This window comes from Paraburkholderia lycopersici, assembly GCF_900096975.1.
Taxonomy (GTDB): Bacteria; Pseudomonadota; Gammaproteobacteria; order Burkholderiales; family Burkholderiaceae; genus Paraburkholderia; species Paraburkholderia lycopersici.
The window spans coordinates 54,856-69,817 of sequence record NZ_FMYQ01000011.1; the positions used below are offsets into that span (position 1 = coordinate 54,856).

Consider the following 14,962-nt stretch of genomic DNA (forward strand, 5'->3'; position numbering starts at 1 on the left):
TTATTGCCCGGCGCGCCGCTCAAAGGACGTTGACCGGGATCTTGATGTATGAAACGCCGTTGCTTTCCGGCTCGGGCAGGTGGCCCGCGCGCATGTTGACCTGCACCGAAGGCAGGATCAGGACGGGCATGTCGAGCGTGGCGTCGCGCGCGGTGCGCATGGCGACGAACGACGCCTCGTCGATGCCTTCGTGCACATGGACGTTGGATTCGCGCTCCTCGGCCACGGTGCTTTCGAATTTCACGGCACGGCCGCCCGGCTGGTAGTCGTGGCACATGTAGAGCCGCGTCTGCGGCGGCAGACTCAGCACGCGGCGGATCGACTGATACAGCGTCGACGCGTCGCCTCCCGGAAAGTCGCAGCGCGCGGTCCCGTAGTCGGGCATGAACAGCGTGTCGCCGACGAATGCGGCCTGATCGGCGCCGTCGCCGACCACGTAGGTCACGCACGCGGGCGTATGGCCCGGCGTGTGCATCACGCGTACCGCCAGATCGCCGACCTGGAACACTTCGCCGTCGGCGAACAGGCGATCGAATTGCGAGCCGTCGGTGCGAAAGTCCGGCCCGGTGTTGAACAGCTTGCCGAATACGCCCTGAACGCGCGTGACCTGATCGCCGATCGCCACCTTGCCGCCGAGCCTCGCCTTGAGATACGGCGCGGCAGACAGGTGATCCGCATGGACGTGGGTCTCGAGCAGCCAGTCCACACGGGCGCCCAGCGATTCGACGCGTGCGGCGAGGCGGTCCGCGGTAGCGGTATTCGTGCGTCCCGACTTCGGGTCGTAGTCGAGCACGGTGTCGATGAGTGCGCAGCGGCGCGTCCCGGTGTCCAGCAGCAGATAGCTCACGGTCCAGGTGGCGGGATCGAAAAATCCTTCGACGGCAAAGTTGGCGGACATGATGGTCATTCCTCGCGAATGGCAGATTTCTGGTTTTCGTGGGAAATACAAATCAACTATCGTGCCAGGTCCGTCGCGCGCAACGATCCTCATCGTAAGCACTTGATCCGCGATAGGTTTCCTGTAACCGCCGATCGGGTGGATCGCCGCATTGGGCCGGGAGTCGGGCGTTTGGGGTGCCACGGTGGCTGCCAGATGGCAGTCGTGAGGCAGTCGTGGCAGAATTGGCAGCCTGACGCATTGCCTGCGAGATTGAGGACCGACGACCATGACTGCCCGCGACCTGACGACGCCCGACACGCCATTGCCGGACACGGCGCCGGACGTCGCCGCACTGGTGTCGTATCTCGAACACGATCCGCTGCCCGCCATTGTGCTCAATCCGCAATACGAGATCCTGGCGGCCAACCGCGCGTATCAGCGTCAGTTTGGCGTGGAGGGGCAGGCGCATATCGGCCGCCGGTGCTACCAGGTGTCGCACCATTACGACGTGCCCTGCGACCAGGCGGGGGAGCACTGCCCGATGAAGCGCGCTGCCGAGAGTCGCGGCGCGGACCGCGTGCTGCATCTTCATCACACGCCGCGGGGCCCGGAGCATGTGGATGTCGAGTTGCGGCCGATCTTCGACGCCCGCTCGGAGATCATCGCGTATGTCGAACGTTTGGCGACGGTCCGCGGCGCTTCGGCGAAACCCAGCGCCGATGGCCTTGTCGGTCGGGCACCGGCGTTCAACGAAGCGATCTCGGCCCTGCAGCGCGTCGCGCCGTCGATGTTGCCCGTCCTGCTGCTCGGCGAGTCCGGGACCGGCAAGGAGCTGTTCGCCCACGCGCTTCACGAAGCGAGCGACCGGGCACAGCGGCCATTCGTTGTCGTTGACTGTTCCGGCATAACCGAAACGCTCTTCGAAAGCGAACTGTTCGGATTCGAAAAAGGATCGTTCACCGGCGCCAGCAGCCGCAAACACGGGCTCGTCGAAACTGCGCAGGGCGGCACGCTGTTTCTCGACGAAATCGGCGACGTGCCGTTGGCCATCCAGGTCAAGCTGCTGCGTCTCATCGAGTCCGGCACCTTCAGGCGCGTCGGCAGCACCGAAACGCAGCGCGCCGATTTCCGGCTCGTCGCCGCGACCCACAAGCCGCTCGAGCAGATGGTCGCGGCGGGTCAGTTTCGTTCCGACCTCTACTTCCGGATCAGTGCGTTTCCCATTCATTTGCCTGCGGTGCGCGAGCGTAGCGACGATATCCCGCTTCTCGCGGATTCCATCCTCGAGCGCATTGCGGCCGCGAAATACCGCGCGCCGCGCAAGGCGTCGATCTCGCCGGACGCCCTCGCGCTGCTGCGCGCCTGGTCGTGGCCGGGCAATATCCGCGAACTGCGCAACGTGCTCGAGCGCGCGTGCCTGCTGGCCGACGACGGCGTGATCCGGCCTGAACAGTTGCCGGCCGCTCTCAGGCAGCAAGCGGACTCCCGCGTTCATGACGCGTCGGCACCGGGCTACGTCTTGCCGCGCAAGCTCTCCGACACCGAACTCGCGAGGGTCGCGACCGGCTTTCGCGGCAAGCGAAGCGAACTGGCTGCCCGACTGGGAATCAGTGAGCGCACGTTGTACCGGCGGCTCAAGGCGCTCGGCGTCGCTGGCGACGCGTGACCTGCACCGGATCGCCATCGAGGCCGCATGGCTAACGCCGTCATGCCTGCTGCCTGATGTACCTGCGGCGGTAGGCGATCGACCATAGCGTCAGTCCGCCATACGTTGCATATCTGACGACAGTCGAGAGCCGATGGCCGTTTTGGGCGTCCACGCAGGCCGCGATCCCGAGCCGCACCAGGTTTTCGCCGACCAGCCCCACGCCCCAAACGGCGGTCATGAGGCGAATGGATTTCCTGAGTGCCGGGCGGTTTTCCCACATCACGTCGAACTCCCGTTCTCGCCGGGATTGCTCGCGTGCCAGCGTGGACCGCGCGAGATAAAACACCAGCGGTCGTTCCACGCAGAGTGAGAGCAGAAAGAGCGCGCCGATGATCCCGCTCACCAGCGGTTCACGAGCTTCGCCCAACCACTGTCCGGCGCCCGATACGAGCACGAGCGTCGACATGACGATACCTGCGAGAACGATCGCGCTCAGCGCATCGACGTGCCGGAATCTCAGAAAGTCAAGGCCCATCCAGGCGAGCAGCGGAATGGCAGAAACGGCCAGCGCACCTGGCATCCCTAAAGAAGGTAGCGCTATCCAGTATGCCGCCGCCGGCAACGCAACGTTGACGACGAATGCGAACGTATAACGGGCAGAGGGAATCATGGCGCGCGCTCATCGAGCCGTCGAAACCGTGGGGCTCCAGGGCGTGCGGCAAGCGTTCGCGCGTCGCCCTTGACCGTTGCAATGACTGGTTTATACACCAGCAGCGGGTGACTTCGAGCGAGTATCGCTCCTGGCGGACATTCGCGATCGTTCTGGCGTCGCACACCTGGGGCGGTTTCGCGTGCGCGCCGGATCTTTTGCCGGCCGGCCGGACGGCCGGGCCGGCAATGAAAGCGGACAACGCGCAATCGAAAAATCCGACAATCGCGCCGTGAGACGGCATATGGCGAGTTGCAGGGATCCCTTGCATGAGCAGCTCGCTACGTGGCCTATCGCGTATGTCCCGTAGGGAGGCGCCCGCATCGTCTGGGCTTCCGCCCGGCCCGGCGGGGCGAACTGAGCGCCTCGCGACGACCGGCCAGGGTAACCAGTACGGCCAATGCGGCCGCCTGTTCCGATGGTAATGACGCCCCCTCGCGATTCCCTCTGCGATTTTCATCGCGTGGCGATGGGGCACGCGAAACCCGTTCAGGCGTCCTCGTCCGGATTGCCCAGATAGGACTGGCGTGACCACACGTCCACGATGATGGGCGACCCGCCATGCTCGACGGTGAACGCACGAATGCGTGCCTGCGTGTCGGCGTACCAGCCGTCAAAATCCTCGTTGGCCGGGAACCGCAGCGCTTGATCGTCGAGCAGTGCGGCTACGCGTGCGAGAGTCGGCGTGTTGAGCGTCGTGTGAGCCTGTTCTTCGATGCGCGGGCGGATCTCGGCAGGCACCTTCGTGCGCAGCCATTTGACGAACAGATTGACGAGCTTGTGAAGCTGGCTGCGGCTTGCGGGAAAGTCCGGGTGCGCGCGAGCGAGCCAGAACGCATCGAGCGACGAAACCAGTTCGCGATGGAACGTATCGAACGACGCCTGCGACCCGAAGGTTCCGGCCAGGGTGCCATTTCGCTTCTGTTCGCTCAACTGTTTCAGGACGGCGGCGCCCCAGTCATTGAAGATTCGATAGGCGGAGGGCTCCCAGTCGGCGGGCCCGGATTGATTTCCCATGAACGCCGCGGGCGTCGCGCCGCGCGGAGTCGGTTCATTGTTGATGTCGTTGAATGCTTTCCGGCACGTTTCGATGGAGGCTTGATAGTCGCGAATCGTCGCCGAAGCGTCGGAGGTCTGAACCATGGTCCGAAAGTAGGTAATTTCGCTCGATTGTCTGAAACGGAAGTCGACGTTCCGCGCTCGGGATACAGCCGCCGCAAACGTGCTATCGGCAGTTCCATCCGGTTCTTTAGCAATGGACCCACGCCACGGTTCCGTTTCCCGATGGCGCATCGCGGAAAATTGCGTCGATGGGTCATCGAGCGCCCTCGCTGGCCGTATGATAGCCGCCGTGCGTGGACAATACGGGGGAGACGAATGCTGCATCTGGACGGGGAGAGAATTTATTCGGCATCGGATCTCGTGTCGTTTCTCGAGTGCGAACACAGCACGACCCTCGCGTTGACAGACCTGGTCACGCCGCTGCCGCGCAACCCCGAGGACGAGCAACTCGCGCTCGTGCAGGAGCGGGGGCTCGCTCACGAGAAGGCGTGGCTTGCCGAGCTAACCAGCCAGTCCGGGCGCGTCATCGACGTCAATGACCACGCCGGCCGGGACATTCGCTCGCGTGTCGCGGTGACGCTCGACGCCATGCATCAGGGCTTCGACGTTATTTACCAGGCGGCGTTCCTGGACGGCTGTCTGCTCGGCTATGCGGATTTTCTCGTCAAGCGTCCGACGCCCTCATGGCTCGGCGACTACAGTTACGAAGCCGTCGACACGAAGCTCGCGCTCGCCTCGCGCAGCAAATTTCTCGTTCAGCTTGCGTTCTATTCGCACCTGCTCGCCAAGGCGCAGGGTCGCTATCCGGAGCGCATGCGCATCGTCCTCGGCTCGAACAAGGAGGCGGCGTATCGTTGCGCCGACTACCGCTACTACTTCGATATGGCGCTCTCGCGCTTTCTCGCCCGCGTCGCGCTCGATGCCAGCGCGGTCGAAACGTATCCCGATCCGTGCGACAAATGTGCCCAGTGCCATTGGAGCCGGCTCTGCGACGCGCGCCGCGAGAAGGACGATCACCTTTCGCAGGTTGCCGGCATCACGCGCGTGCAGACCCGCAAGCTCGCCGGCGCCGGGGTGCCGACCCTGGCCGCGCTGGCGAAGCTGCCGTGCGGCACGAGCGTGCCGGGTATCGCGGACGGCACGCTCGAGCGCCTGCGCTCGCAGGCGCGGCTGCAAGACCAGTTTCGCGAAGACGGCCAGCGCCGCAAGGTGCTGCTCGCGAAAGATCCGGCGGACATTCGTCCGCGCGGCTTCGAACGTCTGCCGCAGCCCGATGCGGGCGACATGTTCTTCGACATGGAGGGCAATCCGCTCGAAAGCGGCGGCCTCGAGTATCTTTTCGGCGTATGGGAAGTGGACCGGCAGCCGGGCAGTTTCCGCACGTTCTGGGCGCACGACCGGGCGCAGGAGAAGCGGGCTTTCGAGCAGTTCATCGATTACGTGGACGCACGTCTCGATCAGTACCCCGACGCGCACATTTACCACTACGCGCCCTACGAGCCCACGGCGCTGAAGAAATTGATGTCGGTGCACGGCACGCGCGAAGCGTCCGTGGACAACCTGCTGCGCCGAGGCAAGCTCATCGACCTGTATGCGGTCGTGCGGGAGGCGCTTCGCGTGTCCGAGCCCAGCTATTCCATCAAGTACATCGAGCGCTTCTACCGCGGCGCACGCGCGGGCGACGTCACCAATGCGGGCGCGAGCATCGTTTTCTACGAGCGGTGGAAGGCGCTTGCCGGCGAGCCGGGCAAGGAAGGCGAAGCGGCGCGTCTGCTGCAGGATATCGCCGGCTACAACCGCGACGACGTCGAATCGACGTTCCAGTTGCGCGAGTGGCTGGTGAGTCTCAGGCCGGCTGCGATGCCGTGGGCCAATCGTGTCGCGCACGACGCTGCCGGGCCGGGCGCCGCACCAGTCGTGAAACCGGACGTGCTGCGCGCGCAGGCGCTGGTCGATGCGATGCTCGCGCCGTTGCCGGCGAAAGAGGCGCAGTGGACGCCGGAGGACCACTATCGCGCGCTCGTTGCGCACATGGTGTTTTTCCACCAGCGCGAGGCGAGGCCCGACTGGTGGGCCATGTTCAATCGCATGGACATGACGCAGGCGGAACTTGTCGAAGATGCCGAATGCCTCGGCGGGCTGGCGTACGACACGACGCGTCCGCCGCAGGCGCAGGCCAGGTCCACCCGCTACTTTTACACGGTGCCCGCGCAGGACACCAAACTGCGTACCGGCGTTGCGGCGACGAACGCCCGGACCGGCAAGCCGCTGTCCGGACTGCAGGTCGATATGCATGGGTTGAGCGTGTCGTTTACGGTCAAGGGGCAGTTCGATCCATACGAGGTGACGGGCATCGGGCCCGGCAATCCCATCGCGACCGATGCGCAGCGCACGGCGCTCGAACATTTCGCCGGCCACGTGCATCGCTCGGGCTGCGGTTACCGCGCCGTACATGCGCTGCTTCGCCGCGAAACGCCTCGCATCCGGGGTATTGAGCCGGGGACCGCGCTCATCGACGAAGCGGCCGAATTGTTGCCGCAGGCGATCCGCATCGTCGCGGACATGGACGAAACCTGTCTGTTCATCCAGGGGCCGCCCGGAACGGGCAAGACCTGGACGGGTTCGCGCATCATCGTCGAGTTGCTTCGGCAGGGCAAGCGCGTCGGCGTCACGTCGAACAGTCATCACGCCATCAACAATCTCCTGCGGGCGGTGGAGGCGCGCGCCGCGGCCGCGAAGTTCGTCTTTTCGGGCGTCAAGAAGTCCAATGGCGAAGAGACGGAGCTGGCAGGCAGCATGATCGCCGACGTCAACAAGGACGACGAAATATTCAGCGGCGCCCATCAGCTGATTGCCGGCACGTCCTGGCTCTTTGCAAAGGAAGCACTGCGCGAGTCGCTGGATTACCTGTTCGTCGACGAAGCCGGGCAGATGGCGCTCGCGAACCTCGTTGCCGTTGGCATGAGCGCCAGGAACATCGTTCTGCTGGGCGACCAGATGCAGTTGGCGCAGCCTGGCAAGGGGGCGCACCCGGGACGTTCGGGCGACTCGATGCTCGACTACCTGCTCGATGGCGTCGCCTCGATTCCCGCGGACAAGGGCATCTTCCTGAAGACGACCTACCGCATGCATCCGCGCGTTTGCGAATTCATTTCCGATGCCGTGTATGACGGCCGCCTGACCGCCGCGCCGGAAACGGCGTCGCGCGAGGTGACTGTTCCGTTCGAGGGCCGCGAGCCCGCACCGATGAACGGCATTCGCTACGTGCCGGTGCGGCATGACGGCAACGCACAGTCGAGCGAGGAGGAGGTCGCGAAGATTGCCGGCATGGTGGGCGATCTGCTCAGCGGCACGCGCGACGAGGGCGGCCGCACGGTGCCGATGACGCTGGACGACATTCTGGTCGTCGCGCCGTACAACGTGCAGGTCAACCGGCTCAAGCTCGCGTTGCCCGAAGGTGCTCGCGTGGGCACGGTCGACAAGTTCCAGGGACAGGAGGCGCACGTCGTCATCATGTCGATGGCCACGTCCAATGCCGACTACCTGCCGCGCGACATCGAGTTCCTGTTCAGCAAGAACCGGCTGAACGTGGCGATCTCGCGCGCGAAGGCGCTGGCCATTCTGGTCGCGTGCCCGGACCTGCTGACCGTGCCGTGCTCGACGCCTGAGCAGATGGCGCTCGTCAACACGCTTTGCGCCCTCGTGCAATACGCCGGTCGCGCTGCGAACGGGGCGATGCAGGGCGGCGACCGGCTGGTGGCTTGAAGCAGGGGCGACGGCGCCGGGTGTCGAACAGCGGCTCCCCGGCCGCGTTCAATCGTTCTCGCATGCGTCCTGGTCGCCTTCTCCCCACGCTTGCCGACAATAGTCCTCGGCCCACGCGCAAGCGATGCCGACCGCGCGCTCGTAGGTCGGCGCATGAATCCACGCCGTTCGGACCGGTTGCCATGGGAAGTGAAGCTCGCCGTTGTCCTCCACGCGAAATTCACGCTGACTCGCTTGCACCAGCCAGCCAAAGGTGCCTGGCGCTTCCTCGATGCGCGCCCGAATCGTCCGTTCGAGGTGCAGCGCGTCGCTGGCATGATCCTGATTGCCGCCAAGGGCGTTCCTGCGATTCAGCGTTTCGCCGATTTCGCGGAAGTCGCGTTTGAGCACCTCGCGGACCGCTTCGGGCAGACCATCGCGTGTCAGCATCGAATCGATATGGAAGATATGGTCGAGGCGGAGCGAAAGGCGGTCGAATTCGCTATTCAGTGATTGTGGCTGTTCCAGTTTTCATTCCCCGTCTGGTTGTGAAGGCATCGCGCAACGAGCCGCTCGCGCTAGCAGCCTGACGCGCATAACGTTTCCCAAAGCTTCTCCTGCGTCTGGTTTGTCCATTCGACGATGCTGCGCCCGTCCGGGCCGAGCAGGATTTCGACGACGTCGCCGGGCTTGCTGCCGCGAATGCGCCATACGATGAGCGGGGAGGCATGCGGCACGACCTCGGCTTCCCGGGGCGGTTGCCCCTCGAAACGGAATCGCACCCCGTAGCGGGGCGCGCGGTGGTGTGCTGCCTGTCCTCGCCGGCGATAACGCGCGGTCCGCGCGTACGCCACGTCGACGCATTCCAGCGTGCCTGCAATCGTTGTCATTTTGCTTCTTCTGATAAGCGATCCCTGCAGTTTGCGCGACGGACGAGACAATTGCTGTCCTGGTCGCCAGTCGGTTTCCCTTCCGCGTCGCCATGGACGGTCCGGGTGCTGCCGGGACATGAATTGTCCCTCGATCCCCCTTCTTGCGGCGGAAAACGACCGTTGCGCGAGGCGCCGCATTGCGTCCGGCAGGGAGAAAGGAGCACTCATGCAGGAGAAAGATTCTTTGGGGCGAGGCGCAAACGATCGCACGCGCGGCCGCATGGGTTCGCGGCGCCGACGCGCTCCTGATCGCGGCGGGCGCCGGCACGGGCGTCGATTCGGGCCTGCCGGAGAATAGACGCTCTGCATTGCAAACTATTGCACGGGACATAAATTGTCCGAATACGTCTGCAAAATGCACATATCGTCACTGCTATCCAGGAACGCATGACCGTATCGGACTGCCGTAATCGCTCGTTGGCCGACATGACCGTGAGAGAGCTGGCGCACCTTCGCTTGCTCAACGAACGCTTGCTCGAAATCGAACAGTGGATTCGCGAGTGCGCCGCGCGAATCTCCGGAGCATCGATTTTCGTTTTTTCCGGCGTTCAGTTGCGCTATCGGTTCGGGGCAGGGAATCGGGGCGTCGAAAACCGCTTCGACGTGGCGCTCGCAACGCTTGAAGCCGGCGACCGGTTTGGCGGCGCATCGGCGCGGCGTGGCAAGCACAGGTTCGCAGCGCCGCTCTCCGACGTATGCCCCAGCCCGCTGTTCATCGAACTTCATCGGCGTCTGCACGGTGACTGGGGTGCGATGCTGGACGTGGGCCACGTGCATGCAGCTCTCTCGATCTCGCTGCGCCGCGAATTCGATAAGGACCATTAAATGATTCGAATGAGCACGCAATACCTGCGAGACAGGCAATTCAGGATCATCGGCAGCATCGAAACGGATTCGACTGGCAAGCAGGTCGGCCGGGATGCCCGTTTCAATCGCGTCGGCGAATATGATCCGAAGGCCGGCCAAACCCGGGGCAGCCGGTTCCAGATCGTCGGAACGGGAAATCAACTCGCGCCCCTGATCTGGCGAACCGTCAGGTAGTCGAGGGCTTGACGCGGCCGGCGTCTGAATAGAGGTTGAACGCCTCTTTCGCCTCCGCGATGAAATCCTGGCGCAGGTCCTGCGGTTCAAGCACTTCCACATAGGGTCCGTAAGACCGTATCCACCACCGCAGGCGCTCACTAAGCATGACCGTCGCGCTGATGGTGACGAACCCCGCGTCGTCGGTTTCGAACGTCTGGTCGCGCGAGAGCGGCGCTTCGAGAACGCCGTGCGCGGCGTTGGGCGCGAACCGGAGCACGACCTGCGCATTGCCCCTCGGGAAAAAGTCGAACTTCCGTTCCTTGTTCACATACGAGGAAAGCGCGAAGTCGCGGGGATACGTAAAGGGCCGGTCCGTGGCCTGCGCCCGCTCCATTCTGTCGAGCCGATACATGACGGCAGCGGGTTTGCCCGGTACCTGCGCAACGAGGTAGATGAGATCGCCCGCCTCGACGAGCCCGAGCGGCATGACCGTCTGCGCGCTCGCGCGGTAGTCCATTTCCAGCAGTTGCTCGGCAAACAGCGCCTGCGATACCTGCTGAAAGATCGACTCCTTGACGGGCTGGCGAATCCGTTCGAAAGCGCCGTCCACGACGGCAATTTTTCGGTCCCACCTGGCATGGCGGCGGCCTTCGTTACGCTCGCCTTTGGTCAGCCTTTCTTTCGACACGGTGAATAGTCCATCGAGCGCGGTGCTGACCAGTGTCGGGATCTGGCGCGAGGCGAAGCGCCGTAGTACCTGAAGGGCGAGCGCCTCGTCGAAAGTCATGAGGGAACCGGAACTGGCCGCGATGCCGCTCACGCCTTCGTTGCGCTGCCATTCGATTGCGGTACTGAGCCTGCGTTTCGTGACGAGACCCTGGTCGAGCATGAGTTCGAGCCTGCGCTGAACCGTCTTCACATGATTCACCGTAATGCCCCGGCTGCGCAGTCTGGTGGCTATGTCGGGCGTGGTCGCCCACTTTTGCAGGCTTCGCGCGGTGGGCAGGACGGCAAGGATATCGGAGTCGTTTTTGGCCATGAGCGGTTGATGGACAGGGTGCGGGACAAAGGATGTCTCCGCTCGCGGGCTATTTTGGCACGGCAGGGCGCAACGCGGCTACCGCTGCGGAACCGGGTTTCCCGTTCATCGTCACGCGGATTCGGGACACAGATTGTCTCGAAGCGGCGGCAAAATCCTTTCGTCAACTGGAGAGACGCTGCTTATGAAAAGACGCCGGACCACCGCCATCTGCCGCAATGCTGCGAGCATGATCGACCCTGTCGTGAAGTTGTGGCTGCTGCGGCTCCTGGTGCCGCTGGGCGGACAGCGAAACGGCATGCGGCGTGGTTCGTTGCGGGTCGAGCAACTGGCGGACATTTTCTCGCTGCACGCGTTGCAAGGCGACGACCGGGGCGAGTCCGACGAGAATCGCGTCGCCGCGCATTTGCGCCGGCTGTACCGCGAAATGGAAGGCACGACGCCCGAGTTCGCCGGTAACGGCACGTTTGCACGGAACCTGGACCGCCTCGAAGCGCTGGTGGGGTTGACGCGCACCGATCGCAAGATCCTCGAGTTCGTCGTGATGCTCAAGTCGGAGTCCGTGCTGGAAGAAACATCGGATCTGCTCGGTGCGCTGTCGTTCACGCGGGTATTCCACACGCTCTCGGTGGTTCTCGATCTTCCGGCCGACGAAATCCGCCGCCGCCTCGGCCCGCGGAACCTGCTGGCCCGGTCCGGCCTCGTGTCGCTGTCGATGATCGGCAACGGAACGCTGGACCACCGGCTCGATCTGCTTTCGGGTTCGTTCGCCGATCACATGCGGACGTCGGACGCGGACCCGCTTCACCTGCTGCGCGATACGGTTGTGCCGGCTTCGCCGGCCCGGCTTGCGCTGGCCGACTATGAGCACATCGGCGAGTGGCTGGAGGTGCTTCAGCCCTACCTGAGGCGCTCGCTCGAGTCCGGCCGCGCGGGCGTGAACATCTTCGTCTATGGGCCGCCTGGAACGGGCAAGACCGAGCTGGCGAAGACGCTCGCCCAGACGATCGGTTGCGAGCTGTTCGAGGTGGCGAGCCAGGACGACGACGGCGACCCGGTCGACGGCGACGCGCGCCTGCGGGCGTTCCGGGCCGCGCAGAGTTTCTTCGGCGAGCGCCGCGCGCTGCTGCTGTTCGACGAAGTCGAAGACGTGTTCAATGGGGACGACGCCTGGCGCCGCCGGGGGACGGCGCAGGCGCGCAAGGCATGGATCAACCGCATGCTCGAAAGCAACCGCGTGCCGGCACTCTGGGTTTCGAACTCGGTGGATTGTCTCGACAACGCTTTTATTCGCCGCTTCGACATGGTGATCGAATTGCCGGTGCCGCCGAAGCGGCAGCGTTGCAAGATCATCGGGATGACGAGCGGCGACCTGCTGGAGCCCGCCGCTATCGAGCGTCTTGCCGGATCGGAGGTGCTGGCGCCCGCCGTGGTCACGCGGGTCGCTTCGGTGGTGCGGACGATCCGCGACGAACTCGGCGCCGAGCGGGCGGGCGCGGCCATGGAGCGGCTGATCAACGGCACGCTCAAGGCCCAGTCCCAGGAACTTGTCGAGGCGGGCGAGCGCGCGTGCCTGCCGAAGACCTACGACGCCGCGTTCATCCGCGCGGACAGCGATCTCGTTGCGGTCGCGGCCGGACTGGGTGCGCACCGGTCGGGGCGCCTGTGCCTGTACGGGCCGCCCGGCACCGGCAAGACGGCATTTGGGCAATGGCTGGCGCAACGTCTCGACGCACCGCTGATCGTCAAGCGTGCATCGGACCTGCTTTCGAAGTGGCTGGGCGAGAACGAGAAGAACATCGCAAGCGCCTTTCGTGAAGCGGCGAATGAAGAAGCGATCCTGCTGATCGACGAAGTCGACGGCTTCCTGCGCGACCGGCGCGGCGCCGCCCGAAGTTGGGAAGTGACCGCAGTCAATGAAATGCTGACGCAGATGGAGCGCTTTCAAGGCATCTTCATCGCGTCGACGAACCTGATCGTCGACTTCGACCCGGCGGCGCTGCGCCGCTTCGACCTGAAGGTCAAGTTCGACTATCTCGCGCCGGAGCAGGCCTGGTGTCTTCTGGAGAGGCAGCTCGCAGCGCTGGAGCTGCCGCAGGCCGGTCCGGGATTGCGCTCGCGTCTCGATCGGCTCGGCACGCTCACGCCCGGCGATTTCGCGGCGGTCGCCCGGCGCCAGCGGTTTCTGGCGCTCGCGTCGGCTGAAGCGTTTGTCGAGGCGCTCGAAAAAGAATGTGCGATGAAGGAAGTTCGACCGGCCGCGATTGGGTTCGTGTGACGGGCCGCCGCTTCCAGTCGAATTCCCACCATAATGGTGTTTGTCACGAAAACACGGAAAACATGAAAACTACCGCTTACGACGTTCGCCTCGGGGAAATCTATTACCGCTATTTGCTCGAACTGGCGCGCGAACGACCGGGCGCGACGATCCGCTATGGTGAGCTCGTCGAGCGCGCAAAAACCGGGTATCCGAATGACGAACTCGTGCAGAGCGCGATTCCGCTTTCGATCGGCAAGCGCCTGTTGATGATCGAGATGTTTTGCGCAAGGCATGCGTTGCCGAATCTCGCGTGCCTGGCGGTCAATGCAAGCGGACGGCCCGGGCCTGGGTACAAGGGCAACTGGGAGGACGAAAAGCTGCGCGTGGCGAGATTCGACTGGGAAAGCTGCGAGCAGGACTGGGCGATTCACGTGAGCGAATGGCGCGCGGCGGCGCAAAAGCCGTTGAAGCTCGTCAGGAGGTCCCGGCAGGAAGCGGAAAAGGTCTTCATGGCCCATTGGCGCGCCGACGCGGCGAGCGGCAGCCCCCTGTATCCCAATCGCCTCGGCAATGAAATCAAGGAGCAGATCATCAAGGCGATCGAGCGAGGCCACGCGCCGGAGGCGGCCTTCCAGGCAGCCGTCACGGAAGAGATCTAGCCGCGCGCTGCAACGCCGCGTTCCGCCTCAAGTCCGCGGCGCAGGAGCCGTTAATACGGGCCGTGTTCCTTTCTTTTGTGACCAGCCATGTCAACTTGTGCTGCATGCAGCGCGCCGCTCGCGCGCATCAACGGGCGGACGATAAAGGACGCCATCAAAAGTCTTGGACAGCATCCGCAATGGTCTGCCGACGCCATGCGCGTAACGCAGTGGTTCGAGTTCTGCGAAACGTGTGATGCGGAAAATCTGCGTCACGTGTCCGACAAGCTGCCCTACTTGAGCCCGGACGGGGTGATGCGCACGCTGTCCGATCGCGCGGACTCGCCCGTCGTCACGCTCGGCATCTTGCACACGACGATCGATGCGCTGGATAGCGCGATCGAGCAGAACTACCGGGACGACTCGGGAATCGTGGACATGGAGGCCAAGGGCAGGCAGTACCTCGCCTTGTCGCCGCCGACCGTCGAGGCGTCGCTCGCGTTTTCCGCCGACGTCTGCCATTGGGGCCGCGGCGCGCGCGTATTGGGCAATCTCAAGCGCCACTATCCTCGCGGTCTTCTCGGGCAGCGCATCCATCACTGGCTTACCAGCGTGCGCGCGCTCGGGCCGCACGATGCAGTCGCGCTCGGGCTCACGATCAAGGGGCTGAGCGTTTCGTTCGCGTCGAAACACCTCCGCCATCTCGAACCGGACAGGTTCGCCGTGCTCGACGAGGTCTTGAGCCTCGGGCTCGGATACGCGATGAATCCCGCCGGCTATCAGCTGTTCATTGAGCAACTGACCCGTTTGCGCGACGAACTGGTGGCCATGGACGAGCCGCGCCGGACGCTCGCGCAGATCGAAGCCGGCATTTTCCTGTTGGCACGCCAGAAGGTGCGTTCGGATAGCGCGCCCGCAGAAGAAGTCGAATAGGGCCGGGCGGCCGCACTGGAGCCTGCCCGCCGTTGTTCAGATGCGGGTGTTGCGGTTCCATCTTTGAAGATGGCGGCCTGCGGGGTCGGCTTTT

General features: G+C 64.3%; 13 protein-coding genes. 8 read left to right on the forward strand and 5 right to left on the reverse strand.

Translation table 11 applies throughout. The annotated features are described in order from the left end of the window. Nucleotides 1–19: 19 nt before the first annotated feature. A complete protein-coding gene (locus tag BLU17_RS14000; RefSeq protein ID WP_425434090.1) occupies nt 20–898 on the reverse strand; it encodes an MBL fold metallo-hydrolase in 879 nt (292 codons plus the stop codon). A 268-nt stretch (nt 899–1,166) separates the two neighbouring features. Between BLU17_RS14000 and BLU17_RS14005 the strand changes: the two genes are divergently transcribed. After that, the gene (locus BLU17_RS14005; protein ID WP_091997416.1) at nt 1,167–2,546 is read left to right on the forward strand and encodes a sigma-54 interaction domain-containing protein; all 1,380 of its coding nucleotides are present in this window, start codon (nt 1,167–1,169) and stop codon (nt 2,544–2,546) included. Nucleotides 2,547–2,586: 40 nt separating this feature from the next. Here the strand turns inward: BLU17_RS14005 and BLU17_RS14010 are convergent, their stop codons facing one another. Both BLU17_RS14010 and BLU17_RS14015 read right to left on the reverse strand, forming a co-directional pair. After that, nucleotides 2,587–3,198, reverse strand: coding sequence for a VC0807 family protein (locus tag BLU17_RS14010; protein ID WP_091997417.1), 612 nt, complete (start codon nt 3,196–3,198; stop codon nt 2,587–2,589). A 528-nt stretch (nt 3,199–3,726) separates the two neighbouring features. Then, nucleotides 3,727–4,530, reverse strand: a complete 804-nt coding sequence (locus tag BLU17_RS14015; protein ID WP_143189250.1) for a hypothetical protein — start codon at nt 4,528–4,530, stop codon at nt 3,727–3,729. Nucleotides 4,531–4,614: 84 nt separating this feature from the next. Here BLU17_RS14015 and BLU17_RS14020 point away from each other — a divergent pair, with 84 nt between their 5' ends. After that, the gene (locus BLU17_RS14020; protein ID WP_091997419.1) at nt 4,615–8,064 is read left to right on the forward strand and encodes a TM0106 family RecB-like putative nuclease; all 3,450 of its coding nucleotides are present in this window, start codon (nt 4,615–4,617) and stop codon (nt 8,062–8,064) included. Nucleotides 8,065–8,217: 153 nt separating this feature from the next. Next, a complete protein-coding gene (locus BLU17_RS32380) occupies nt 8,218–8,556 on the forward strand; it encodes a hypothetical protein (RefSeq protein WP_143189251.1) in 339 nt (112 codons plus the stop codon). A gap of 65 nt (nt 8,557–8,621) precedes the next feature. On the opposite strand, the gene BLU17_RS14030 is transcribed toward BLU17_RS32380, so the two are convergent. Beyond that, nucleotides 8,622–9,053, reverse strand: a complete 432-nt coding sequence (locus tag BLU17_RS14030; RefSeq protein WP_143189252.1) for a hypothetical protein — start codon at nt 9,051–9,053, stop codon at nt 8,622–8,624. Between the two features lie 309 nt (nt 9,054–9,362). Between BLU17_RS14030 and BLU17_RS14035 the strand changes: the two genes are divergently transcribed. Both BLU17_RS14035 and BLU17_RS14040 read left to right on the forward strand, forming a co-directional pair. Next, the gene (locus tag BLU17_RS14035) at nt 9,363–9,800 is read left to right on the forward strand and encodes a hypothetical protein (protein WP_091997422.1); all 438 of its coding nucleotides are present in this window, start codon (nt 9,363–9,365) and stop codon (nt 9,798–9,800) included. Further along, nucleotides 9,801–10,016, forward strand: coding sequence for a hypothetical protein (locus BLU17_RS14040; RefSeq protein WP_245746853.1), 216 nt, complete (start codon nt 9,801–9,803; stop codon nt 10,014–10,016). It begins immediately after the preceding gene. On the opposite strand, the gene BLU17_RS14045 is transcribed toward BLU17_RS14040, so the two are convergent. Beyond that, on the reverse strand, nt 10,009–11,037 hold the full coding sequence (locus BLU17_RS14045) for a helix-turn-helix transcriptional regulator (RefSeq protein ID WP_091997423.1): 1,029 nt from the start codon (nt 11,035–11,037) through the stop codon (nt 10,009–10,011). The genes BLU17_RS14040 and BLU17_RS14045 overlap by 8 nt on opposite strands. Before the next feature lie 184 nt (nt 11,038–11,221). Between BLU17_RS14045 and BLU17_RS14050 the strand changes: the two genes are divergently transcribed. The 3 genes from BLU17_RS14050 (at nt 11,222) to BLU17_RS14060 (ending at nt 14,868) form a co-directional block, all read left to right on the forward strand. Next, on the forward strand, nt 11,222–13,315 hold the full coding sequence (locus tag BLU17_RS14050) for an AAA family ATPase (protein WP_091997424.1): 2,094 nt from the start codon (nt 11,222–11,224) through the stop codon (nt 13,313–13,315). A 62-nt stretch (nt 13,316–13,377) separates the two neighbouring features. Further along, entirely contained in the window at nt 13,378–13,956 is a 579-nt protein-coding gene (locus tag BLU17_RS14055; protein ID WP_091997425.1) for a hypothetical protein, read from the forward strand. Between the two features lie 255 nt (nt 13,957–14,211). Continuing rightward, entirely contained in the window at nt 14,212–14,868 is a 657-nt protein-coding gene (locus BLU17_RS14060; protein ID WP_143189253.1) for a hypothetical protein, read from the forward strand. The last annotated feature ends 94 nt before the right edge of the window (nt 14,869–14,962 follow it).